The 22,916-nt window shown below is 42.0% G+C and carries 24 protein-coding genes; 11 read left to right on the top strand and 13 right to left on the bottom strand.

Annotated elements, in window-relative coordinates; all coding sequences use genetic code 11:
• Nucleotides 1-253: 253 nt before the first annotated feature.
• The 3 genes from ABD036_RS00785 to ABD036_RS00775 are packed head-to-tail and all read left to right on the top strand — an operon-like array spanning nt 254 to nt 2,858.
• Nucleotides 254-904, top strand: a complete 651-nt coding sequence (locus tag ABD036_RS00785) for a TetR family transcriptional regulator C-terminal domain-containing protein (protein ID WP_343855667.1) — start codon at nt 254-256, stop codon at nt 902-904.
• Nucleotides 905-915: 11 nt separating this feature from the next.
• Complete coding sequence (gene puuE / locus ABD036_RS00780) at nt 916-1,845, top strand: allantoinase PuuE (RefSeq protein WP_343855666.1); 930 nt, start codon at nt 916-918, stop codon at nt 1,843-1,845.
• Nucleotides 1,845-2,858, top strand: coding sequence for an adenosine deaminase (locus tag ABD036_RS00775; RefSeq protein ID WP_343855664.1), 1,014 nt, complete (start codon nt 1,845-1,847; stop codon nt 2,856-2,858). Before puuE ends, ABD036_RS00775 begins: the two co-directional genes overlap by 1 nt.
• Before the next feature lie 9 nt (nt 2,859-2,867).
• On the opposite strand, the gene ABD036_RS00770 is transcribed toward ABD036_RS00775, so the two are convergent.
• Nucleotides 2,868-3,377, bottom strand: a complete 510-nt coding sequence (locus ABD036_RS00770) for a cupin domain-containing protein (protein ID WP_343855663.1) — start codon at nt 3,375-3,377, stop codon at nt 2,868-2,870.
• A gap of 137 nt (nt 3,378-3,514) precedes the next feature.
• Between ABD036_RS00770 and ABD036_RS00765 the strand changes: the two genes are divergently transcribed.
• Both ABD036_RS00765 and ABD036_RS00760 read left to right on the top strand, forming a co-directional pair.
• On the top strand, nt 3,515-3,841 hold the full coding sequence (locus ABD036_RS00765; RefSeq protein ID WP_343855662.1) for an antibiotic biosynthesis monooxygenase family protein: 327 nt from the start codon (nt 3,515-3,517) through the stop codon (nt 3,839-3,841).
• Entirely contained in the window at nt 3,828-4,676 is an 849-nt protein-coding gene (locus tag ABD036_RS00760) for a sulfurtransferase (protein WP_343855660.1), read from the top strand. The genes ABD036_RS00765 and ABD036_RS00760 overlap by 14 nt, the downstream gene beginning before the upstream one ends.
• Nucleotides 4,677-4,756: 80 nt before the next feature.
• On the opposite strand, the gene ABD036_RS00755 is transcribed toward ABD036_RS00760, so the two are convergent.
• The 3 genes from ABD036_RS00755 to ABD036_RS00745 all read right to left on the bottom strand — a co-directional run bounded on the left by ABD036_RS00755 (nt 4,757) and on the right by ABD036_RS00745 (nt 8,486).
• The gene (locus ABD036_RS00755; protein WP_343855659.1) at nt 4,757-6,352 is read right to left on the bottom strand and encodes a gamma-glutamyltransferase family protein; all 1,596 of its coding nucleotides are present in this window, start codon (nt 6,350-6,352) and stop codon (nt 4,757-4,759) included.
• The gene (locus ABD036_RS00750) at nt 6,342-7,523 is read right to left on the bottom strand and encodes an amidase (protein ID WP_343855658.1); all 1,182 of its coding nucleotides are present in this window, start codon (nt 7,521-7,523) and stop codon (nt 6,342-6,344) included. The genes ABD036_RS00755 and ABD036_RS00750 overlap by 11 nt, the downstream gene beginning before the upstream one ends.
• 150 nt (nt 7,524-7,673) lie before the next feature.
• The gene (locus ABD036_RS00745; protein WP_343855657.1) at nt 7,674-8,486 is read right to left on the bottom strand and encodes a MurR/RpiR family transcriptional regulator; all 813 of its coding nucleotides are present in this window, start codon (nt 8,484-8,486) and stop codon (nt 7,674-7,676) included.
• Nucleotides 8,487-8,586: 100 nt separating this feature from the next.
• Between ABD036_RS00745 and cobB the strand changes: the two genes are divergently transcribed.
• The 6 genes from cobB to ABD036_RS00715 all read left to right on the top strand — a co-directional run bounded on the left by cobB (nt 8,587) and on the right by ABD036_RS00715 (nt 13,621).
• On the top strand, nt 8,587-9,306 hold the full coding sequence (gene cobB, locus ABD036_RS00740; RefSeq protein WP_343855656.1) for a Sir2 family NAD+-dependent deacetylase: 720 nt from the start codon (nt 8,587-8,589) through the stop codon (nt 9,304-9,306).
• Nucleotides 9,307-9,308: 2 nt separating this feature from the next.
• A complete protein-coding gene (locus ABD036_RS00735; protein WP_343855655.1) occupies nt 9,309-9,959 on the top strand; it encodes a LysE family translocator in 651 nt (216 codons plus the stop codon).
• Between the two features lie 23 nt (nt 9,960-9,982).
• Complete coding sequence (locus ABD036_RS00730; RefSeq protein WP_343855654.1) at nt 9,983-10,726, top strand: DUF2189 domain-containing protein; 744 nt, start codon at nt 9,983-9,985, stop codon at nt 10,724-10,726.
• Nucleotides 10,704-11,543 carry a glucosaminidase domain-containing protein gene (locus ABD036_RS00725; RefSeq protein ID WP_343855652.1) on the top strand — a complete coding sequence of 280 codons (840 nt, stop codon included), beginning with the start codon at nt 10,704-10,706 and terminating at the stop codon, nt 11,541-11,543. Before ABD036_RS00730 ends, ABD036_RS00725 begins: the two co-directional genes overlap by 23 nt.
• Nucleotides 11,540-12,166, top strand: coding sequence for a DUF2987 domain-containing protein (locus ABD036_RS00720; protein WP_343855650.1), 627 nt, complete (start codon nt 11,540-11,542; stop codon nt 12,164-12,166). The genes ABD036_RS00725 and ABD036_RS00720 overlap by 4 nt, the downstream gene beginning before the upstream one ends.
• Before the next feature lie 102 nt (nt 12,167-12,268).
• Nucleotides 12,269-13,621 (top strand): MBL fold metallo-hydrolase, encoded by a 1,353-nt coding sequence (locus ABD036_RS00715; protein WP_343855649.1) that lies wholly within the window; start codon nt 12,269-12,271, stop codon nt 13,619-13,621.
• 166 nt (nt 13,622-13,787) lie between these two features.
• On the opposite strand, the gene ABD036_RS00710 is transcribed toward ABD036_RS00715, so the two are convergent.
• The 9 genes from ABD036_RS00710 to ABD036_RS00670 form a co-directional block, all read right to left on the bottom strand.
• A complete protein-coding gene (locus ABD036_RS00710; protein ID WP_343855648.1) occupies nt 13,788-14,849 on the bottom strand; it encodes a patatin-like phospholipase family protein in 1,062 nt (353 codons plus the stop codon).
• Between the two features lie 17 nt (nt 14,850-14,866).
• Nucleotides 14,867-15,769 (bottom strand): tRNA 2-thiocytidine(32) synthetase TtcA, encoded by a 903-nt coding sequence (gene ttcA / locus ABD036_RS00705; RefSeq protein ID WP_343855647.1) that lies wholly within the window; start codon nt 15,767-15,769, stop codon nt 14,867-14,869.
• 105 nt (nt 15,770-15,874) lie between these two features.
• The gene (gene uspE, locus ABD036_RS00700; RefSeq protein ID WP_343855646.1) at nt 15,875-16,804 is read right to left on the bottom strand and encodes a universal stress protein UspE; all 930 of its coding nucleotides are present in this window, start codon (nt 16,802-16,804) and stop codon (nt 15,875-15,877) included.
• A 390-nt stretch (nt 16,805-17,194) separates the two neighbouring features.
• Nucleotides 17,195-18,175, bottom strand: coding sequence for a transposase (locus tag ABD036_RS00695; protein ID WP_343855645.1), 981 nt, complete (start codon nt 18,173-18,175; stop codon nt 17,195-17,197).
• Between the two features lie 162 nt (nt 18,176-18,337).
• Complete coding sequence (gene fnr, locus ABD036_RS00690; protein WP_343855644.1) at nt 18,338-19,045, bottom strand: fumarate/nitrate reduction transcriptional regulator Fnr; 708 nt, start codon at nt 19,043-19,045, stop codon at nt 18,338-18,340.
• A 22-nt stretch (nt 19,046-19,067) separates the two neighbouring features.
• Entirely contained in the window at nt 19,068-19,733 is a 666-nt protein-coding gene (locus tag ABD036_RS00685; protein WP_343855643.1) for a sulfite exporter TauE/SafE family protein, read from the bottom strand.
• Nucleotides 19,726-19,968, bottom strand: coding sequence for a cbb3-type cytochrome oxidase assembly protein CcoS (gene ccoS / locus ABD036_RS00680; protein ID WP_343855641.1), 243 nt, complete (start codon nt 19,966-19,968; stop codon nt 19,726-19,728). Before ccoS ends, ABD036_RS00685 begins: the two co-directional genes overlap by 8 nt.
• Before the next feature lie 39 nt (nt 19,969-20,007).
• On the bottom strand, nt 20,008-22,392 hold the full coding sequence (locus ABD036_RS00675; protein ID WP_343855640.1) for a heavy metal translocating P-type ATPase: 2,385 nt from the start codon (nt 22,390-22,392) through the stop codon (nt 20,008-20,010).
• On the bottom strand, nt 22,392-22,883 hold the full coding sequence (locus ABD036_RS00670) for a FixH family protein (RefSeq protein ID WP_343855638.1): 492 nt from the start codon (nt 22,881-22,883) through the stop codon (nt 22,392-22,394). The genes ABD036_RS00675 and ABD036_RS00670 overlap by 1 nt, the downstream gene beginning before the upstream one ends.
• Nucleotides 22,884-22,916 lie beyond the last annotated feature (33 nt).

The following is a 22,916-nucleotide window of genomic DNA, read 5'->3' as shown; positions in this document are numbered from 1 at the left end:
ACAACCGTGTATTTACAGCCAACCTAAGATTGTCTTCCACTGCTGCCCGTGCCTATAATATAAAACTAGACCAAATGGTCAACTTAATTAGGCGTTTAATGGGTAGTTTTTAAGAAATACTGTCAATGTGTCTTAGAAAAGCAAAAAAACACATGGTACATTGTTGTTAATTAATTGGTTTCTTATCATCTATACAGTTAATTTTAGTCTCCCTTAGCGGGTTAATGTACTCACTTAATAGAAATAATGGAAAATGACGCAAAATAAAACCACTAAAGAAGGCCGAGTGGGGGCTGCTAACAAGCAAATCATACTGACTGCCGCGGAACACGAATTTGCCAAAAATGGATTTAAAGGAACCCGTATTCAACAAGTAGCAGATCGTGCCGGATTGCCGAAAACAAATGTGCTGTACTACTTTAAGTCTAAAGAAAATCTCTATTTTGCCGTGTTGGAACAAATTTTAGATTTATGGAACTCAACGTTTGATAAAGCCACCAGCGACGACGATCCAGCTGAAGTTTTGGCTCGTTATATTACCGAAAAAATGGAATTTTCTTTAACTCGACCTGAAGCGTCGCGGATTTTCGCGTTGGAAATCATTAATGGCGCACCAAATCTGACTGGCTTTTTTAAAGAGCAACAGGTTAATTGGATGAAGGGAAGGGTTGAATTAGTCCAAAGTTGGATTGATCAGAAAAAAATAGATACCGACAATGCACACTACCTGTTGTTCCACATATGGGCTTGCTGTCAACATTATGCCGATTTTGCGGCCCAAATTACTCAACTACAAGGACAGGAAATGGGTCGAGTAGAATACCAAAAAGCAACCAAGTCATTAATTTCCCTGATATTAAAGGGCTGTGGGCTGAAAGTCCCTGCCAGTTACTTGGCCAGTTAAAGGTGACAACGATGCAAGATTACCCACGTGACATGAAAGGCTACGGACGCCAAGCCCCAAATCCTAACTGGCCGAATAAGGCAAGGATAGCGGTTCAGTTTGTGGTGAATTACGAAGAGGGTGGCGAAAATAATATTTTGCATGGTGATAGCCACTCTGAAACCTTCTTGTCGGAGATCATCGGTGCGCAAGCATTCAATGATCGCCACATGAGTATGGAATCACTTTATGAATACGGCAGTCGAGCCGGATTTTGGCGTATTCACCGTTTGTTTGAACAACATGACATACCGGTGACTGTATTTGGCGTGACAATGGCCATGCAACGTAACCCCGAGGCCGTTAGTGCAATGCTGGAATCAAACTGGGAAATAGCCAGTCATGCGATGCGATGGATTCAGTATCAGGACATGCCAAAAGAGCAAGAGCGAAAACTGATCCAAGACAGCATAGATTTGCATCAGCAAATAACCGGTAGCAAACCGCTTGGATGGTATACCGGCAGAACCAGTCCTAATACGTTGGATTTGTTATCACAACGAGATGATATTTTGTATTGTGCAGACTCTTACGCAGATGATTTACCCTATTACGACTGTCATTACCAAAAGCCACTGTTAATGGTGCCCTACACTTTGGATACCAATGACATGCGCTTTGCCACCAATCAAGGCTTTAACACCGCAGATCATTTTTACACTTATCTTAAAGATGCATTTGACGTGTTATATAAAGAAGGCGAAACACAGCCCAAAATGTTATCAATTGGCTTGCATTGTCGCTTAATTGGGCGACCAGCCAGAATTGCAGGGCTTCAGAAGTTCATCGACTATATCCAACAATTTGAACATGTTTGGTGTTGTACCCGAGAGCAGATTGCGCGGCACTGGCTAACCGAATTTCCAATACCGTCTGATATATACGAAACTAAGGGTAGTTAATGTCAATCGAATCTCTAATCCAATCTCTTCCAAAAGCGGAATTGCATTTACATATCGAAGGTAGTCTTGAACCTGAGCTGATGATGCATCTGGCGCAAAAACATCAGGTTGATTTACCGTACAAATCGATTGAGCAAGTGAGAAAAGCATATCAGTTCGAAGACTTACAAAGTTTTTTGGATCTGTATTATTTAGGCGCATCAGTGTTGATTGATGAACAGGATTTTTATCAACTTATGTGGCAGTATTTATGCCAGTGCAGAGCGCAAAACATCGTGCATACTGAGATAATGTTTGACCCACAAACTCACACTCACAGAGGGATTGGCTTTGACATCTTCATGCCCGGGTTTTTACGTGCAATGGAAGTTGCTTATCAACAATGGGGCCAATCTAGCCAGTTGATATTATCATTTTTACGTCACCTACCCGAACAAGATGCGATTGATACCTTTGTTCAGGCACAGCCGTATTTACATCAAGTCACTGCTGTGGGCCTTGATAGTTCTGAATTAAATCACCCACCAACTAAATTTAAATCGGTTTACGCACAAGCGGCCAAGAAGGGGCTCAAACTGGTTGCTCATGCTGGAGAAGAAGGTCCTCCGGAGTACATCTGGGAAGCATTAAATGAATTACAGGTAGATAGAATCGATCATGGGGTGAGAAGTATTGAAGACCCTGAATTAGTACAAACCTTGATCAACAAACAAATGCCATTAACGGTGTGTCCATTGTCAAACACAAAACTGTGTGTGTTTGACGATATGACACAGCATAATATTTTATCTATGCTTGAGCGTGATATATTAGTAACGGTTAATTCTGATGATCCCAGCTACTTCGGTGGTTATCTGAATGAGAACTTTTTGGCGTTACATCAAGCCTTTGATTTAACCCCAGCACAATTAATCCAATTGGTAAAAAATAGCTTTAAAGCCAGCTTTTTAGATGAGTCAAAAAAGCGCTACTGGTTAGCTAAAATTGATGAATTCGCTAACAACACGGATTAAGACGCAGTGTTAGCGTGTCATTTTTTCAATGAGCTTTCGATGTTGCGGAAAGCGTTTTACTAACGATTGCGTTTTCCCGAGTTGCATATCGGTATATTCAAATCCTGGTGACACAGCTTCGCCAATCAAACCGTATCCATAAACACCTTCTTTGCTAATACTCGACGCTTTCCAAACGCCGCCTTTAACCACTAATTGGAATTTTTGACCGGCCATCACATCTGGACCTAATACGACCGTTTCTAGATCGCCATTTGGATGGATTAAATAATAGGTTATGGGATCACCCGCATGAAAATAATGCATGATGTCAGAGGTATTAACATGAAAATGACCAATTGGCGATTTTGCTGTTAGTAGATAATAGATGGACGTCATTGTCACTCTATCGCCATTAATCGTTTTAATAACGTGACCATCAACCGCTTTAAAGGTTTGTTTGAAATAGCCTCCTTCTACATGAGGCTCAAGCCCGAGCTTTTCCACAAGCTCAGTTATTGACGGTGCATCGTTGATCATATTGTGTTCCTTATTTGGGATTAATTGGGAGCAAGCGCTGGCATTCAATGCAAGGGCGATTAGCGGTATGGATTTATACATTGAACTTAAATGCCAGATAATTCTATTATAGCTACAATATAGCAAGGAGTTGATCTGTGACGCAATTCGCCAGCACCCCGAAACCCCCTTATTATGCAGTTATTTTTACTTCTATGCGCACTCGTGTAGAGCAGGACTATCAACAAACTTCTGATGAAATGGTGAAACTAGCCAGTCAACAAGAAGGGTTCTTAGGAATAGAATCGGCCCGACAGGAATTAGGTATCACGGTGTCATATTGGCAAAGTTTAGACAGCATCAAGCGCTGGAAACAACAAAGTGATCACTTGATAGCGCAAAAAATGGGTCGTCAACAATGGTATCAAGCCTATAAAGTGAGGATTGCTAAAGTTGAACGGGAATATGATTTTGAAATCGACTAAACCGAAATCGTTAATAGAAGTCGATGAACTGAATGTGATGCTAGCAAGCTCGGCTACCACAGTGCTTTACACGCGAACCCAAAGTAACCTAGCGCCGCCATTGCAAAACGAACAGTCAGGTTACATTCCTCATTCAATTTTATTCGACTTTGAGTCTGACTTTGTCGATAAAACATCAGCCTTACCGCATATGTTGCCTGAGAAAAGCCAATTTATCGCAGACTTAGCCAAGCTTGGGATTAACCAACAAAGTAATGTTGTGGTTTATGACGACCAAAATATGTTTTGTGCCCCTAGGGTATGGTGGATGTTAGTTGCATTGGGCTTTGAAAAGGTTAGCGTTTTAAACGGTGGATTGGCTGCTTGGCTATCGGATGGTAAAGCACAACAAGGAAAACTGTCGACCCCACAAACATGCGATATTCAACAGCATTGTGTTTCGGCCTATCATCGTCTCGCCAGTAAAAAAGACGTGTTAAACAGCATTACCAATGAACAATGTGTCATTATCGATGCACGCGGACGATCTCGGTTCTTAGGTTTAGAGCCTGAACCTAGACGAGGAGTAAGAGCTGGGCATATTCCAACATCGTATAATCTGCATTATGCTGCATTGCTTGAAAGTGGCCGCTTTAAATCCACTGTAGCACTGCGCCATGAATTTGCGTCACTGGGTTTAAATCTAGCGAATAAAACCTTGATATTTAGCTGCGGTTCCGGCGTAACAGCCTGTATCTTGGCGTTAGCGGCAGAACAGATTGGTCTCAAAAACTGGTTGGTTTACGACGGTTCATGGAGCGAGTGGGGGGCTGACAACAACTGCCCGATTGCTTAATAAGTATAGCGACTGGGATAAGCGTAGTGAGTAAAACGAAATTATTAAAAACATGCTTAGTTTGAATATGTTTTGTTATTTCATACGGGTGGGAATGCTTTACCATCACTACGAGGATCTGAGGCAGCGTCAACGCGACCATTACTATGCCTGACAACCGCGCCGGCATGCCCCATGATTTCGTTATTTGGCGTTACTGCTTGAACGTCATGACCACGGGCTTTTAATTCACAAATAACCCGCGAGTCTAGGTCAGCCTCAACCTTCAAATTGTGTGATTGTTCACCCCATGTTCTGCCTAATAACCATCGCCCAGCGGCGATAGATTCTACCAAAGGAATGTGCTGATCCACATAACGACTGAAAATAGCCGCTTGTGTTTGTGGTTGCCCCTCACCCCCCATAGTGCCGTAGGCAATACGGCGACCATCGTTAAGCTCCGCAAAGGCAGGATTCAGTGTATGGAATGGTTTTAAGCCAGGTTGTATGAATTGATTCGATCTGGGATCTAAGCTGAAAGATGTACCACGATTATTCCAAACCACCCCTGTTGAGGGTGACACGATACCGCTACCAAATTCCCAATATAGGCTTTGAATATAACTAACCATTCGGCCTTTATTATCACAAGCGCCCATCCATACGGTATCGCCTTGTTTAGCTTGTTGTGGCCAAGGCAAAGCGGCTTGCATGTCGATTTTAGTCGAAAGTGATTCAATATTGCTGGCTTCTAACAATGTCTCAAGTGGCAAGGTTAAACGTGAGGCGTCGGATACGTGCAGATCCCGTTGAATGAAGGCAAGTTTGGTGCATTCAACAAGCAGGTGAACTAAATCTGTTTCAGATGTGACTTTGACTTTAAGTTTGTCAAAAAGCGCAAGAATAAGTAACGAGGCAACGCCCTGTGTTGGCGCACCTATATTGTATAAAACGCCGTTGGACGTTTTGACACTTAAGGGAGAAACTTGCTTAGCGTTATATGAGTGAAAGTCCTCAATGGCAATAGGCGAACCGGCTATAGTTAAATCGTCACTCAGTTGCTGGGCTATGGAACCACAGTAAAAATCATCGAGTCCCCGATTTGATAATTCTCGCAAGGTATTCGCTAGTTGCGGTAATTTAACGATTTTACCTTTTTTAAGGGCTTTTCCTTTAATTAAAAACTGTTCAAATCCCTGCATGGGAGACAATTCATTAAAGGTTTGAAAACTCGCATCCGTAAGACTCTGAGTAACTTCTAATCCCCATTCGGCTTGGCCTATAGCCGTTGCAAAAAGCTCATCCAAACCTTTGTTATTTTGCCATTGTTGACTAATAACAAGAGCTTGCTTCCAGCCTGATACGGCGCCCGCCATGGTTAACGCTGATTTAGCTCCTCGGGTTGGGATTTTGTCATATTGAGCGTATAACGCTGGTGTGGCAGCCTGTGCCGCACAGCCACTGGCATCAATTGCAATCGGCTTTTTTCCAGGCTCACTTATCAACCAAAAGCCATCACCGCCCAAACCATTCATATGAGGATATACCACTGCGATCGACGCTGCTGCAGCAACCATGGCTTCTATTGCTGTACCGCCAGTTTCTAATATATGTTGACCTGCCTGTGCCGCTGCATAATGAGGTGCTGTAAAGCCCATGCTCCTATTAGAATGTTCGAAATTATAGTTAGATTTCATGGTAACGCTCCATTAAGAACTTAGCCTGTCGTATTAGCGATAAGTCACTGCCTTTTGGACCAAGCAACGAAACTCCTGTGGGAGCATTTGTTTTTGCATAAAGAGGCAGCTGAACCTGCGGTGTACCAGTTAGTCCAGAGATGCATGTAAAGGCCATTAATAATTCTCTATAGTCAGATGCTTCTTTGGTTGTAAAACTTGACCACGGAGCAGGGCCAGGTGTAGTAGGGAAAAGCAAATAATGACCATCTACGAACATACTCTCTATTAACCTTTGTAACTTCAATTGAACTTGCTTTGCTTGTTTCTCTTGAGCAAGAGTTAATTTTGAAGCCCATACGAAACGTGCCTCAATGTCTTTGGCAAAAGTAGGTTGATGTTGAGTTATCCAAGGTCCATGTGTTTGCCAAACTTCTCGTCCTTGAAGTACTCTAAATGCCTCCGCTGACTCTAAAAGTAGCGACTTGGTTATACTACTATTGATGGTCAATGGCGCTGATAGCACCTGCTTTAATGTTTGTTCAATCTCATCTGGTTGTTCACATATAGAAAGCATAGTCGAAAGTACGAAGGGATGTTCTAGTGGTGTATCAAAAGTCTCATCAAAAATAACCTCAGCAACAGTCAAGGTGTCTGTAATTGTGCGAGTTATCCAGCCTAAAGTGTCAAACTGCGGTGCAAGAGCAACAACGCCTTGATTATCTATTACCCCATGTGTTGGTCGAAATCCAACAAGGCCGTTGTAACTCGCGGGCACTCTAACTGAACCACCAGTATCTGTGCCAAGCCCTATGCGTGCTTTGCCCGTTGCCACTGCTATGGCTGAACCACTTGATGAACCACCGCAGATACGTTTGCAATCTCGACTATTAGTTAATGGGGGATAATGAATATTTTGACCGTCGAGACTGTAGGTCAATTCATCGGTAATGGTTTTACCTACTATTTTAGCGCCGGCATCCACTAACTTAGTTACGATAGATGCGGTCGTTTGGGGGACGCTATGTGTGTGTAACCACGTGGGATTACCAGCCGCTGTTGGAAAACCAGCGATATCAATCACGTCCTTAATCGCTAAAGGCCATGCTTGAATTGGTAGTTTATCGGTTTTTCTGTGCTTAGCAGTTATATCGGTGATTAGCACAAAAGGGTTGTTGTGCGAGATTTCCATGTGATTTCAATAGATTAATTGTGAATGTATAAAAGGACTCTTTGCACTTTTAGTCAAGCGAAACAACGAATATTGATATAAATAAGGTTAACTCTGAATTCGCACATTTTAACGCGGTAAATAGTCTTTCGTGCAGCATAACCCATTATATTATTCCAGCTCATCAAGCTCAGTGTAAATTTTGTTTATCGCCGCTATTCGGTTATTTCCTGAAAATTTTCCGGAAGCTAAAATTTGATTACAGATCACCGAAACTACCGACATTGGCGCAGAGAAACTATCCAAAGGTAACTCTTGTCCCAATTGGCAAATAAAGAGTTGTTGTACTTGATGTTGATAAATTTGCGCTGAAGGGTCAGCCATTAATACAAGTTGTCTCGTTGGGAGCTTCTCAATTAATTGTTTTACTATCCTTGGACGCCGCTTAAATGCAATTAAGATCACCAGTTCATCATCTGCGATATCCTCAATCTCTTCCCCCAAAGATTGACCTGGAAGCGGTAATAAACGCACCTTACCGCGTATCTGTAATAGCTGTTGCCGGAAATGTAAAGCCACAGGGTAACTGTTACGAAAGCCAATTAAGGTGATCCGAGATGCCATGCTAATGGCGTGTACTAATTCATTAATATCTTGTGTTTTTACGTTATCCCATGTTTGCCTAATGCGATCTAATTCTTGATTCACATAATCATTATTATCATGGACCATGCTTACAGGATGACCTAGATGACGAGTACTACGTATTTCTTCTTTTACATCACTGTGATTGGCGTACCCTAACTGCCTAAAAAAACGGCTGACGGTGGCCTTTGAGGTATGCGTGATTTCAGCAATCTCCGAAACAGAAAGATTTAATATATCCATTGGATTTTGTTGCAAATAATTCGCAATTTTTCGACCATTTGGTGATAGCTGCTGGTAACATTGGGTAATGAGGGTTACAAACTTAGGTTTAGGCACTAAAAGCTTCAATTTTTTATTATGCATTGTGCCTAGTGTAACGAAATTTTCACATTAGTAAAAAAGGTCCTGTAGATTACGTAAGTAATTGCGAATTAAGATGAGTAATCTATTAACAAAACAATCTCGTGTAGTAGTGCTAACTGGTGCGGGTATTTCCGCAGAGTCGGGATTAAAAACCTTCAGGGACAATGATGGGCTTTGGGAAAACCACTCAATCGAGGAGGTTGCTACGCCTGAAGCCTTTGCGCGAAACCCTGACCTAGTCTATCGATTTTATAATCAAAGAAGAGCACAGTTAACCCATGGTGAAGTGTATCCCAATGAAGGGCATAAAGCGCTTGCAAAATTAGAAGCGCAGTTAGGTGATCGTTTTTTATTAGTGACTCAAAATGTCGATAACTTGCACGAATTGGCCGGTTCTCAACGTGTTTTGCATATGCACGGTGACCTACTAAGTTATCGGTGCTGCCGGTCTGGGCAAGTTGTTGAAACAACGGCCGCGTATGATCGTCATAGCCGATGTGATTGCTGTACCCCAGCAAACAGCATACGACCAAACATTGTTTGGTTTGGTGAGATGCCGATGCATATGGAACAGATATCATCAGCGCTAGAGAATGCGGATTACTTCATCTCAATTGGCACCTCAGGCAGTGTTTATCCTGCCGCTGGTTTTGTTAAAGAAGCCAATTATTATGGTGCACATACGGTCGAACTTAATTTAGAGCCCAGTAGTAATCATTATGAATTTTCACAATCATATTATGGGTTGGCCAGTGACGTCATTCCTCAGTATGTAGAACAGTTAATAGGATAGTGATGTTTGAAACATTAAGCCTTTATTGGCTCGAATTTGCAGCAATTGCTACCTTACATTTTTTTGCAGTAGCAAGCCCAGGTCCGGATTTTGCGGTGGTCGTCAAGCAAAGTGTTAGCAGTGGCAGGCGCTCTGCGATGTATACCAGCATTGGGATCGGTGTGGGGATCTTAATCCACGTTATTTACTCTTTACTCGGAATTGGTATCTTAATTCAAACCACACCTTGGTTATTCCAACTATTTGCTTACGCTGCGGCTGCCTACTTATTGTATTTAGGATGGGGCGCAATTCGAAGTAAACCTCCGGTAGCGCCAAATCCTAATCTAGAACAATGTTCCCTATGCAGCCAACCCACATCAGACAAAAAGTCTTTTATGATTGGCTTAGTTACAAATGGACTTAATCCCAAGGCGACGCTATTTTTTCTGACCGTTTTCGCGGTTGCCGTCTCACCTGAAACACCATTAGAAGTTAAAATTACCTATGGGTTGTACTTAGCCTTTGCTACTGGTCTGTGGTTTTGCTTTCTATCTTATTTACTGAGCGGTACAAGGGTTAGAAGTACCTTAATGGCTAACGGTTATTGGTTTGATCGTATCATGGGCATCATACTAATAGCGCTCGCTTTTAAACTTATATTTTCAACATAACACGCTAATTTACTTGGATTTTAATGAAACAAACGCAACACGATAGTGAACATGAAATCGTCGAAAAGAATCTGAATGGAGAATATCAGTTTGACCTCAATTTGATCTTAAAAGAGGGGTTTAAAAATACCTTAAAACATTTTTTTCCTTTCTTACAAATGATGATAATTCTTATGGGGATCGCCTTTTTAATCTTTTTTCTTTTTATCAAAATAGAAGGAATTCAGACTGAAGAAGATCTTACCCAAACGAAGATCTTGTCATTTCAATTAATTATTCAGATTTTTTTGGCCCCGTTTTTAGCCGCTTTTATGTTGCAAGGAGTGAAAGCTAATCTACAAAGTAAACTCAAAGTAGGGGAGTTGTTTGAACAGATCCCGCGCTTCCTGCCAATCGTGATTATTTCAATATTTGTCGCTTTATTAACGGGGCTAGGTATGAGTTTATATGTGCTACCTGGTTTATACATTTACATGGCAACGGGATTTGCTATCTTGCTGACGGTAGATAAAAAGATGACGCCGTTGCAATCCTTAATGTTATCGGTTCGTATGGTGAATCGCTATTTACCTAAATTTATCTTGTTATACGTCATTTTTACGGTGTTAATGATCCTCTCAATCATGACTTATGGCTTGGGATTTTTGGTACTTTTTCCTTTCTATCACATCGTCAAAGGTGCATTGTATCGAGACCTATTTGGCTATGCTAAAATGCCAAGCTCTAATCAGATAGATAATCAGGATGAAAGTACATTTGAAGCCTAATCATTCAGTCTACAGTATCGAGATCCCATCGATAAAACGAATAACCTATTTAGCGCTAATTTGGATATTTGGTGTGGTTGCTTTTGCTTATCCCTTTTTATTTCCTCCTAGTGAGGAAATTGAAATAGATGAATTTGCAGTCTATGAATTTGTTGAGCCTGAAATGCCTGACTTTAAAGCAATTACTGATATTAAAGCCCGCAAAAAAGCATTTTTTGATTATCTACTGCCTGCGGTTGCCTACCAAAACCGGATCATCTATGAGAAGCGCCGTTTTTTAATGGGTTTACAAGACAAACTGAAACAGCAACAACGTTTTGATGCGCAAGAATTGCAAACTTTGGAAACCCTGGTCAAAGATTATCGAGTTGAGCCAGATGGTGACTTTGCTGCTACTTTGTCAATATTACTCAAACGTATCGATGTGATTCCTGCTGAGCTGGTGTTAATGCAGGCCGCAAACGAGTCTGCTTGGGGTACCTCAAGATTCGCCAGAGAAGGGTATAATTTCTTTGGTTTATGGTGCTTTAGGCGTGGGTGCGGCTTTGTTCCAAGACAGCGAAATGACGGTGCGGCCCATGAAGTGGCTAAATTTAAAAACTTACGACACGCGGTTAGAACCTACTTTAGAAACATAAACCGCCATTATGCCTATAAAGACTTACGAAATATTCGGTTATCACTGCGCGAAAATGATCGTCGTATATCGGCAGTAGAATTGGCTAAGGGCTTGGGGCGATACTCTGAAAGAGGTGATGAGTATATTAAAGAGTTGATTCAAATGATCCGCTATAACAGGAAGTTAATGACGTTATGAGATACATATCCTTATTGCTACTTGTATTGTTTTGCGGTCTAAGCTGGGCTGATGAATTAAAAGTCGAGTATGCCAGCTTTTATAGCCACCTTAAAAAAATAGACAATGATGAAACTCAAGGCTTACAGTTTGCTTTTGGGTTTAAAAACATTGCCTCTGATAGTCTTTGCCATATTCGAACAGCGCAGATTGTCACGCCCAAAGTAACGTTGCCGGTAAGTGTATCGGACGAACAACGGTTTATATTACCCACAGAGTTGGCCTTAAAGCAGGCGCATGGCGTGATTCACATCAATCTGGAAGAACAAGCTAACCAATGTGATTTGTCGGTGCAACTTGAAACGAAACCGGCGTATTTAAAACGTACTTATCAGCAAAATGAACTGTTAAGTTTACTGGGGCAATACGAAAGCTTCTTTGATGACGTTGGCGGTTTTATGTCATTTTTAATGCCCGACGTTATTGGCTTGCAGATGCACTTCGCTGAGCCATTACCAGCAAGCTTGGAAGCTGATTTAAACGTTGCAGGGAATAAGCTGATTTTGGACAAGAAATGGATTCAAAAAATGCAACCCTTAACACTACCATCGACGCCGTTCAGAATTACTGCAATCACTGACTAAATAACACCTCTATACTTAAATTCGACGTAATGGTGCTACTGTTGAATTTTAGCTAATCCTTCTGCTAAGCTTATTTTGATTTTCATAACCAAAGGATTATCTATGTTTATTGAAACGATTAAAACGCCAGGATTAGCACATCTATCTTACGTCATTGGTAGTGATGGTCAGGCAGCTGTGATTGATCCTCGTCGTGATGTTGATGAATACGTTCAAATTTGCAAAGCAAATGGGTGTAAATTAATCGCTATCATTGAAACCCACCGTAATGAAGATCTAATCAGTGGTTCCCCCATTCTAAGCGAAATGACCGGCGCGAATGTATATCATGGACCTAATCCAGAAAGCCCTATTGAATATGCCAAAACAGTGAAAGAGGGTGAGGTATTCAAAATTGGTAATGCTCAACTAGAGATCATCGAAACACCGGGGCACACAAAGGATAGTATTTCGATCCTTCTAACCGATCTTGAATTTGATAATGGTCCTGCAGCAGTTTTTACAGGGGATGCGTTATTTGTCGGTGATGTGGGAAGAACCGACTTTTATCCTAATGAAAAAGAACGCATTGCAGGAATGCTATACGACAGTATTGAAAAAATTAAGTCTCGCGCGCCAGCTGCTATTTTATATCCAGCCCACGGAGCCGGCTCTGTTTGTGGCGATGGTATGGCCGATAGAGAGTTCTCTACGATAGAGCACGAGTCTCGAAACAATCCAATGCTAGTGATAAATGATAGACAAGAGTTTATCGACAAAAAAGTTAAGGAACATCACTACTACGCGCCGTATTTTAACGATATGGAACGTCTTAATATGACGGGCGCTGCAGCTTACGATTCACCACGTATTGTTTGTCCAACAAGCTTTAGCGACCTAAATCTTGATAGCACCATATTAATTGATGTAAGAAATATTGAATGCTTTTTAGGAGCACATCATCCTCGCAGTATTGCGTTGCCGGTTGGTTTAATTACCGCTTATGCAGGTTGGTTGTTATCTAGTAAAGACTCAATCACTATCGTCGCTCAGAATGAGCAAATGGCCAGCGAGGCAGCGCTACATTTCTCTCGCATCGGTTACGATAACACTCAGTGTTTTGTCGAGGCTAATTTCCCCGGATATGCCGCTACGGGGGGAGAGGTGGCATCTACTGATATTGTCGATCCTAAACAGGTAAAAGAACTGCTTGAAGATGGCTGGCAATTATTAGATGTCAGAAAAATAACAGAGTACGAAAGTTGTCGAATCTCAAATAGTGAGCACATATTCTTAGGTGAATTACCGGAAAAAATGAATTCCTTGGACAAAAGCGCACGCTACATCACTATGTGTGCCAGTGGTATGCGCGCTTCAGTTGCAGCGTCATACTTAAGTTGTAATGGATTTGAAAATGTCAAAGTATTCATGGGTTCTTTAGGCGCATGGAAACAGGCTGGTTTTGAGACTGAATAATTTTCGTTACTATAAACGGTGAAAATATAAGGTCCTTTAAGCGTTAATAAAAGCGTGGATTTTATCTATTTACTAAAAACTCAGTGACTAATGAAAAGCAAGGCATGCTCTCATAAGGGTATGCCTTGCTTAAATAACAGTCTCAGGTATTAGCTGCGATTAGTTCTTAGTTCAAACGCAATTGGTATTTAATCTGTTCAGCTACGCGCATGACACTTTGCCGTCCTTCTTCGATGAGTTCACCGGCGCGATGAAATTCCATTATCCCAAAATCACGCAGTTGTGGCTCAATAAGAATGTCTGGTGGATCTCCTGCTAAACGTGACCGTGTGACACGGGCTTGAAGAATGTCTAATGAACTCGACATGACGCCTAGAATACTCGGTGTGGTATCGGTTAAATGCATTTTCACTGGAGCAAACGTGGGTTGTTCCTGATTGGTAGCTAACTCACTTTGCGTGGCTTGGTCGGCACTGCTTTGAACCGTTTCCAGCGGAGGTGTTTGGTCATATTGGTTATCTAGTGTTTCATCACTGTCATCTAAATCAATATCTTCATCAGCGGATTTCTTGAAGCGTCCGCTAAAAATACGCTGCATAAAGGACTGACTTTTATTAAAGAAGTCGTTTGTGCGTTGCAGATTGCGCTCATGCTCTTGTTGGAACGCCAATTGAACTTCAGGACGAAAATCAGCACTTAGGTTAACCGCAAAGACAAAGTCGGCGCCCAATTGACGACAAAGATTCACAGGTACGGGATTGACAACCGCGCCATCGACCAGCCATCGTCCTTCATAAGCAACCGGCGGAAACAGTGCCGGAATGGCGCAGGATGCGCGTACAGCACTGCCAATAGGTCCTTTCGTAAACGCGACTTCCTTACCACTGTATAGATCGGTAGCAACCACACCGAAGGGAAGGGCAAGTTGTTCAAAATTTTCTTCGCAAAATTTTTCTTCGAGTGCTTTAAATACTCGATGACCACTGGCCAATGCTCCTTTACGGATCCCTACGCCCATTAATCCGAGTACTTGCCATTCAGTGAGTGAACTGGCCCATTCTCCAAGTGGCGTAAGTTTGTTGCTCGCATAAGCCGCGCCAACATAAGCCCCTATTGAACAGCCAGCGACAACATCAATTTTTACACCTAATTCTTCCAATGCTTGGATAATACCAATGTGAGCCCAGCCTCTTGCTGCGCCACTGCCTAATGCTAAGCCTATTTTCACCGAGAATACTTCCTTACTTAATTCAAATTGATAATTGAAACTTTGTCTAAATCCGTAGTGGGAGATTCTAACGGCATAGGATCAAACCCTAGATCGCCATCTTTAAATGGGGCTTCCTGAGTCTCAAGGTGTTTAAAATCAAAAATTTGTGGATCTGCGAGGTGTGACGGCACCACGTTCTGCATTGCTTTAAACATACTTTCTATCCGTCCAGGGAAACGAGTTGACCAATCTTGCAACATCTGTTTAATCACTTTACGTTGCAAGTTTTCTTGTGAGCCACATAAATTGCACGGAATAATCGGGTACTCCATGACTTGAGCAAAGTGACTGATATCAGCTTCAGTACAATAGGCTAAAGGTCTTATAACCATTTGTTTGCCGTCATCACTTACCAACTTTGGCGGCATGGATTTTAACCTTCCGCCGTAGAACATGTTGAGAAATAATGTTTCTAACATGTCATCACGATGGTGGCCTAAGGCAATTTTAGTGGCGCCTAATTGAGTCGCTGTTTTATATAAGATTCCTCGTCGCAGCCTAGAACACAAAGAGCAGGTCGTTTTCCCTTCCGGAATTTTGTCTTTGACAATGGAGTAGGTGTCTTCAGTCACAATGTGAAAGTCTACATTGAGTTTAGACAGATATTCTGGCAACACATGATCGGGAAAACCCGGTTGTTTTTGGTCTAGGTTTACCGCTATTAATGTGAAATCTATGGGGGCCGTTCGCTGCTTCTGCAGCAAAAGATCGAGCATGGTGTAGCTATCTTTGCCGCCGGATAGACACACCATAACCTTATCGCCTTGTTCTATCATATTAAAGTCAGCGATAGCCTTACCGACTAGACGACTCAGCCGTTTTTGAATTTTGCTATCATCGTTTTTGGGTGTGGCAAAATTGTGGCTAGGTTGGTTCATGCGGATCCTTTGAATCTCATCTACGGCAAAGCTGGACATTATACCAGCCACACTACCGGTGACAAACCTATTATCAGAGTATTTACCTATAGTTCAATACTTGTTTTAGCGCTTAATTGGGCATTCAAAACCGTCTGGTTTGAGTGCTAACACATCGCAATCAAGTTTATCAATTACGTGTTCAGCGGTATTTCCTATGAGCGCTGCCGTTATTCCTGTTCTTCCCACAGTGCCAATAATGACAAGTTCGGCATCAATCTCATTAGCCACATCAGGAATAACATTCTCTGGTAACCCTTCTCTAATGTACAGGTGGTTAACATCAATCGGAAATTGTTTGGCGTGGGCATGCATACTATCGGTGTGGTGTTTCTTGACCGCTTCTGTATAACTAACCGGATCAAATTCAGGTATTTCAATGGCAATATTAACGGGTGTCCCAGGGTAGGAGTTAACCAAATGTACATGCCCATTTAGTAACTCACTAAACTTGAGCGCCATGTGGGTCATTTTAACATTTAGGTTTTGATGTTCATCATCTTCAGTTCCCGCATCCACAGCGGCAATGATGTTGCCGTCTTCAGGCCAGTCATGATCTTTTACCAATAACACCGGAACCGGAGATTTACGCAACAAGTGCCAATCAGTTGGCGTAAAAATGACAGATTTAAGGGTATCGTGTTGCTTAGTGCCTTTGACAATAATGTCATAGTTATTTTCAACCACTTCAAATAAAATACTTTCAAAGGGGCGGTTATGCCAGACCACTTTAATATCGATTGAAATAGCGCCATCACATAAAGGTTGTATGATGCTTTCAAGCCAATCCGTTCGATCATCCACCACAGCTTGACGCATGGTTTCTCGTTCATCCACCGAGAGCATAGTGGTTAACTCATATGAAAAGTCGTAAATAGTTAAAAACGCGGTAATACTTGCTCCGGTTTTGTGGGCCAATAAGATGGCTCGCTGCAATGATTTCTGTTCCAGTGCTGCTGGATCTATAACTGCAAGAATTTTATTAAACCTAGCCATAACGATTTCCATTTCCATGATAGAACGAGTTAATCTTAAGTGTAAGAACAGATCCTTAGAATGCCAACTTAGTATGACAAATACTTAAAAGAACCAAGCCTTTGTGCAAACCTTCCATAAACTTATTAATGGTACGAACGTGGCGCTCAAAAAATTAAGAAAATAATTGAGACACTCATTTAATAATTGAGACACTCACTATAAGAAGGTATAAAACAATTACAGAGCTCTGTAAAATTCAAGGTGTGTCTTTTCTTAAACCGCGAATTAATTGGCTGTTTTCTTATTTTGGTTGAGGTGTATGCTGAAAATCGCCTTATTTCTCAAATAACAGGCAGCCGGACTTAGCAACATTGAGTTGATGGGTGTTTATTTTGGATTGGATTGTTTCTAGGCATGTTGCAATAACGCTCTGGCCTTTGCCATCCCTCGTATGCGTTGATGCTTTGTGTGTTGTTTGAATTGTTGAAGCATGTGTTCACTGCCTACAGCGGTGTAGAAGTGTTGTTCAAACTCGGTCGTTAGGGTTAACCACTGCTCGGTATTCAGACCAAGACTGTTTAGAATGGAGCTGTGTTGCGGCTTGATATGACCTGCTTTATCCTGACGAATACACTTGCCCGTTCTCTCAATCAGCTCACAGTAATCGATTAGGCTATACGCGATACCTTTAGGCATGTCTTTTTTGTGATTGCCTACAAAGCGCATTAAGGTGCGGGGCTGTTCACCTTTGATAAGCGCGTGAATACGTCTTTGAATGCTGGTGTGTTTTGAGGTTTCAGGAGTGCTGTCCATGTTGGCTCGAATAGGGTTTAAGTCGACATAGGCCATACAGGCTACTAGCGCACTTTCATCTAGCAAGGCTTGGGATTTAAAGCGTCCTTCCCAAAACCGCCCCGTACAGTCATCTTCTTTGTTCGCCTCACGGGCGATGTGCTCGTTCAGATTGCGCATCAGCCAACTGATGTCGTATAAGCGTTGACGGTAAATAGTGACCGTTTGCTCCAGACTCACAAGCTCAGCATCACTGAGCGGCTCGCCTTTATGATATTGTTGACTCAATAAGGTGCCTTGATACAACTGATGCCAACGCCTAATCACCTCAGTCATCGACCAGCTATCCGCGGTTTCTTTATCCACACACAGCACCACATGGGTATGATTACTCATCACCGCATACGCACAAATATCAATGGCGAACACTGACGCTAAAAACAACAAACGTTTTTCTACCCACGCCCGGCGATGTTCAAAGCTTTGTCCAGTAAACGAGTCTTCACCGCACAAAAAAGAGCGACGAACACAGCGTGAAACACAGTGGTAGTAAGGAGTATCAATTAAACTGATTTGGTTTTTGCGTGGTTGGGGCATAACAGACCATCCTTGGTTGTTTGGTTACCCTAAACTTAGAACAAAATGGCCGTTTCGCCATTTTTAACGTGGGTGTCTCAGTAAAACTGGACTTTAAAAGTGGGTGTCTTAATAAGAACTGTTATTTTTATGGTGGGGCTGCGATAGTTTGCGATCTTTAATTCACTCGGTTTTCTGTCTTAATGCTTGTGGCTTTAGTATTTGGATCAGTTTGCCGTCCACCAGTATGATTTTTTCTTTTTGTAACCGGGTGAGTAATCGACTAATGGTTTCAACAGTCAAACCAAGATGATTGCCAATCTCACTTCTTGTCATCGGCAAGTTGAAGTCCGATGGTGAAAATCCTCTGGCAGCAAATCTATCTGACAAGTTAAGCAGTAAGTAAGCGATACGCTCTTCTGCCGTGCGTTTGTTCAGGAGCATCATCATGTCATGATCTGATTTAATTTCAGTGCTCATGATTTTAAGCATTTCTTTTCGAAGTGAGGGCAGCTTAACACTCATTTCATCAAGCTTATCAAAAGGTAATTCGCAGACCATCGACGTTTCCATGGCTTGAATGAAACTTTGATATTGTTCGGTACATAAACCGTCGAACCCTACTATGTCCCCTGGGAAATGAAAGCCCGTAATCTGCTGTTGGCCATCTGGTGAGATAATATAAGATTTAAACGAGCCACTTCGTACCGCAAACAACGAAGTGAATTTCTGCCCAGGTGAGGTAAGCTGGTCGAGTTTGTGCAACGGTTTTTTGCGTTCAACAATGTCATCTAAGCTTTGCATTTCGGTCTGATTCAACGCGACAGGAATACAAAGATGGTTGAAGCTGCAATTTTGGCAGCGAATACTGAAATCAGATGTGGCCTGCATCAATGACTCATGAGAATGACTTTTACCAATTATGGATTGCTCGATAGGTTAAAAGCAAGCCGAATATGGTGAGGATGGTTGCGACGGATTGCCTAACGAATCTATTCGCCAAATAGTGCCTTATGGTTTTAGCACTGGCGCCCATAGCAAGCATAATGGGTAGGGTGCCTAAACCAAACAATAGCATCGTAAGAAAGCCAATTTTTGCACTGCCCGACGCGACACTCCACGTTAAGGTTGAATAGACCAAGCCACAGGGTAGCCAGCCCCAAATCATGCCATATGGTAGTGCATATATTGGATGTTTGAAGGGGATAAAACGTTTTGATGCCGGTTGGATCAATCTCCAGAAATAACCGCCGAGTTTTTCAATTCGGGTCAGCCAATTTAACCACTGCCCAATATACAGTCCCAATAGGATCATAAATACGCCGCCTAGTAGGGGCAAAAATTGCGGATTTATCCAACTTCGACTGGACACCATACTGCCTAAATACCCGGCGATACCGCCAGCAATTGCATAGGATAAAATACGTCCTCCATTGTAGGCCAACATATAGGGAAGGGGGCTTTGTGCTTTTGGTAGCATGAAGGTAAATGAAGTGACAATGCCACCGCACATTCCAGCACAATGGACACTACCAGCAAGTCCAATCAATATTGCGCTATACCAGCTTATATCAGTCATCTTTGCTTATGTTGTTATTGATATCGATGCTTTTGTTATGTTTTTTGAGAGCTTGAGGCTGTTCTTCCGTTTGTGGCTCTTGGTTTGGAGATGCAAGATCATCATCAAACAAAATACTTAATCCTTGTCTTTCTAGATCTTCAAATTGATCATTTTTTACAGCCCAAAAAAATACGCCAATAGCAACTAACACTAAAATAATCGCGATTGGTATTAACACATAAATGATATTCAAGGCGTTTCCCGTTAGTCTTAAATCAACTTGCTGAGGTAATTATCTTAATAATCTTACTGAATTTGTGACCACGATAATAGAGCTCAATGACATTCCTATCACGGCCATCCACGGGGTTAGCAATCCAGCGATAGCCAGAGGTAAGATCAACAGATTGTAGCCTATTGCCCAAAGCATATTCTGTTTGATTTTTTTGCGTACTTTAATTGACATAGCAAACAGCTGATTGAGGTTTATCAGATCTGGATTTAACATCACTACATCAGCTGAGCGTTTTGACATATCAGCGGCGCCTCCCATAGCGACAGACACATCCGCTGCGGCGAGTACTGGCGCATCGTTGATACCATCCCCCACCATTAACACTTTAGCACCTTGAGCCTGTAAGCCTCGAATATAGTCAAGTTTTTGATGAGGTAATTGTCTGTATAACCGGTCACTGATTGCTAATTTGGACGCGATGGCTTCAACATTTTTTTGCGAATCGCCACTGAGCATTATGATCCGCTTATGTTTGAGACTATCAATCAATTGTTTGGCATCTTCGCGTAAGCGATCCTTGATAGCAAAGGTGGCTACCAGCCTATTAGCCTGAGTTAACACTATGCAATCATCTGCCACACTAGAAAGCTCAGGGATATCACTTTTAATATACTTTACATGGCCAATTTGTACTTTGCTACCAGCGTAAACGCCAGTGACGCCGCGACCGATATCACAACTGACCTCACTTATTTTATAAGGTTGAGTATCGGTAAAAGCATTAGCTATCGGGTGTTCTGAATATTGTTCTAATGCTGCCGCTAATTTCAATGCATGTTGTCTATCGTAATTGTTGAACAATTTAATATCTGAAATTGAGAACTTACCGTAGGTAAGGGTACCGGTTTTATCAAATACCAGCGTATCCACATCAGGAATAAGGTCCAGTACATCAGCTCGTTTAATTAACAAACCATATTCGTTTAGTTTGGCGATTGCACTGGTCAATGCTGAAGGCGTCGCCAAACTCAGTGCACATGGGCAGGTCGCGACCAAAATTGCAATTGCGATCCAAAATGCGTTATCGGGTTGAAACTGCAGCCAGCTTATATAACTAATCAACGCTATCACTAATACAATGATGACAAAAAATTGTGAGGCTCGATCGGCATAAATAGCGGCTTTGGGTTTGCTGGCTAGCGCGCTCTCTTGAAGACGCAGTATGTTATTTACCAATGACAGTTTAAGTTCGTGTTTAACACTCACAACAAATGTGCCGTTGAGGTTTAAGGTGCCTCCAAAGACGTCATCTTTAGCTTGCTTAATAATAGATTCGGATTCGCCGGTAAGCATAGATTCATCGATAGCGCCTTGTCCTTGCACTATGACACCATCTACTGGAAATGTTTCGCCCGGTTTAACAAGTACTTGCTGACCAACACGAAGTTGTTTAGCTAAAACATGCTGTACCGACTCGTTTTCGACTAAGGTAGCACTTAAGGGGATATATTTGAGCATGTTCGCTGATATTTGGCTGGCCTTGTAACGGGTTCGATGCTCTAAATAACGACTGATCAATAGCAAAAAGATGAACATACAAACAGACTCGAAATAAATCTCGCCTGATTGAGTCACGGTTGCCCAAGCACTGGCAAAAAATGTCCCTAAAACAGCCAAAGAAACCGAAAAGTTCATATTTAGAGCTCGTACACGTAGCCCATTCAATGCATTTCTATAGAATTCGGAACCGGAATAAAGCACTACAGGGGTGGCTAATATTAGGCTTATCCAATGAAAGAATGTTTTCGTTTGTTCGTCTATTGACCCGAATATCCCAAAGTACAAAGCAATAGCTAACATCATTACTTGCATTGTCATCAGGCCAGATAAGCCTAGTTTTCGTAAGAACCGCTTATTTTCTTTTTGAAATGATGCTTCATGTTCGTCGGGTTGAAAAGGCAATGCATGGTAACCGATACGGTCAAGTTGACCAATAATGTGGCTCAGCTGGACTAGGTCTTGTTGCCAACTGATGGTTGCTCTTCTAGCAGCAACATTAACTGCAACTCGAACAATACCGGGTATGCTGAGTAACTTTTTTTCAATTAACCAGCCACAAGCCGCACAACTAATCCCCTCGATGGTTAACTGAATCTGCTTTTCATTACCATCAGAGATAACAAAATCATGTTGGATTTCCGGATGATCGTAACTCTTAAGGTGGGCCAGTGTTGACTCTAATTGTTGTTCACCTTGCTCTGCAAAACTGGTTCGAAAGTGGTAATAATCCTCAAGACCGTTGTCAACTATGGCTTCAGCAACGGCCTGACAGCCGGGGCAGCACATGGTACGTTCCTGACCGAGTACCTTTGCTGAATAAGTATTTCCTTTACTTAAAGGCAGTCCGCAGTGATAACACAAAGAAGCGTCGTGATTATCCATTAGGGGTTAAAGGCGAATGCCTGCTTCCGGGGTAATTGTATTTGTTGAACAATTTTCCAGTTGTGGGTCATTGGGGTGAGTGTCACTGTCCATTTGCCCGAAATAGGCGAGTCTAAGGTGGTCCTAAACATGCCATTTGCGTCTTGGGTTAGCAATGCCGAAAAATCCATTTTTTCTAACGTTGGATGGTAGAAGAATAATTGTAATGCTTCACCCGTTTTAGGGCTACCTGACAAAAACTCCAGACTAATTCGGTTTCCATCGACTTTGAGTAAGGTTTTTATATTAAGCGCTTTGGCTTCTTGCACCTTAGTGAGTTCAAGGTTAATCCCTCGGCCTTCTTTATAGTAATCGTCAATAACTAAACTATCGTCAGTATTGAGTGCTAAATTTAGCATAGTGATGCTCAATATCATTGACAATAAAGGTATGGTAATTAAAAACCAAGGCCAAAACTGTTTGTACCAAGGGGATGTATCTGTTTGCTTCATTAACGTTAGTCTTTTAAAAACAAAGCCTCGTTG

The organism is Aliiglaciecola litoralis (assembly GCF_039523355.1).
Lineage (GTDB): Bacteria > Pseudomonadota > Gammaproteobacteria > Enterobacterales > Alteromonadaceae > Aliiglaciecola > Aliiglaciecola litoralis.
Note: the sequence above shows the minus strand (reverse complement) of the source record. Positions and strands in the feature narration are given on the sequence as shown.

Bases quoted from the DNA above. Each gene is read 5' to 3' on its own strand.
- ABD036_RS00785 (WP_343855667.1), top strand. From the start codon at position 254: ATGACGCAAAATAAAACCACTAAAGAAGGCCGAGTGGGGGCTGCTAAC.
- puuE (WP_343855666.1), top strand. From the start codon at position 916: ATGCAAGATTACCCACGTGACATGAAAGGCTACGGACGCCAAGCCCCA.
- ABD036_RS00775 (WP_343855664.1), top strand. From the start codon at position 1,845: ATGTCAATCGAATCTCTAATCCAATCTCTTCCAAAAGCGGAATTGCAT.
- ABD036_RS00770 (WP_343855663.1), bottom strand. From the start codon at position 3,377: ATGATCAACGATGCACCGTCAATAACTGAGCTTGTGGAAAAGCTCGGG.
- ABD036_RS00755 (WP_343855659.1), bottom strand. From the start codon at position 6,352: ATGAAATCTAACTATAATTTCGAACATTCTAATAGGAGCATGGGCTTT.
- ABD036_RS00750 (WP_343855658.1), bottom strand. From the start codon at position 7,523: ATGGAAATCTCGCACAACAACCCTTTTGTGCTAATCACCGATATAACT.
- cobB (WP_343855656.1), top strand. From the start codon at position 8,587: ATGAGTAATCTATTAACAAAACAATCTCGTGTAGTAGTGCTAACTGGT.
- ABD036_RS00735 (WP_343855655.1), top strand. From the start codon at position 9,309: ATGTTTGAAACATTAAGCCTTTATTGGCTCGAATTTGCAGCAATTGCT.
- ABD036_RS00730 (WP_343855654.1), top strand. From the start codon at position 9,983: ATGAAACAAACGCAACACGATAGTGAACATGAAATCGTCGAAAAGAAT.
- ABD036_RS00725 (WP_343855652.1), top strand. From the start codon at position 10,704: ATGAAAGTACATTTGAAGCCTAATCATTCAGTCTACAGTATCGAGATC.
- ABD036_RS00720 (WP_343855650.1), top strand. From the start codon at position 11,540: ATGAGATACATATCCTTATTGCTACTTGTATTGTTTTGCGGTCTAAGC.
- ABD036_RS00715 (WP_343855649.1), top strand. From the start codon at position 12,269: ATGTTTATTGAAACGATTAAAACGCCAGGATTAGCACATCTATCTTAC.
- ttcA (WP_343855647.1), bottom strand. From the start codon at position 15,769: ATGAACCAACCTAGCCACAATTTTGCCACACCCAAAAACGATGATAGC.
- uspE (WP_343855646.1), bottom strand. From the start codon at position 16,804: ATGGCTAGGTTTAATAAAATTCTTGCAGTTATAGATCCAGCAGCACTG.
- ABD036_RS00695 (WP_343855645.1), bottom strand. From the start codon at position 18,175: ATGCCCCAACCACGCAAAAACCAAATCAGTTTAATTGATACTCCTTAC.
- fnr (WP_343855644.1), bottom strand. From the start codon at position 19,045: ATGCAGGCCACATCTGATTTCAGTATTCGCTGCCAAAATTGCAGCTTC.
- ABD036_RS00685 (WP_343855643.1), bottom strand. From the start codon at position 19,733: ATGACTGATATAAGCTGGTATAGCGCAATATTGATTGGACTTGCTGGT.
- ABD036_RS00675 (WP_343855640.1), bottom strand. From the start codon at position 22,392: ATGGATAATCACGACGCTTCTTTGTGTTATCACTGCGGACTGCCTTTA.
- ABD036_RS00670 (WP_343855638.1), bottom strand. From the start codon at position 22,883: ATGAAGCAAACAGATACATCCCCTTGGTACAAACAGTTTTGGCCTTGG.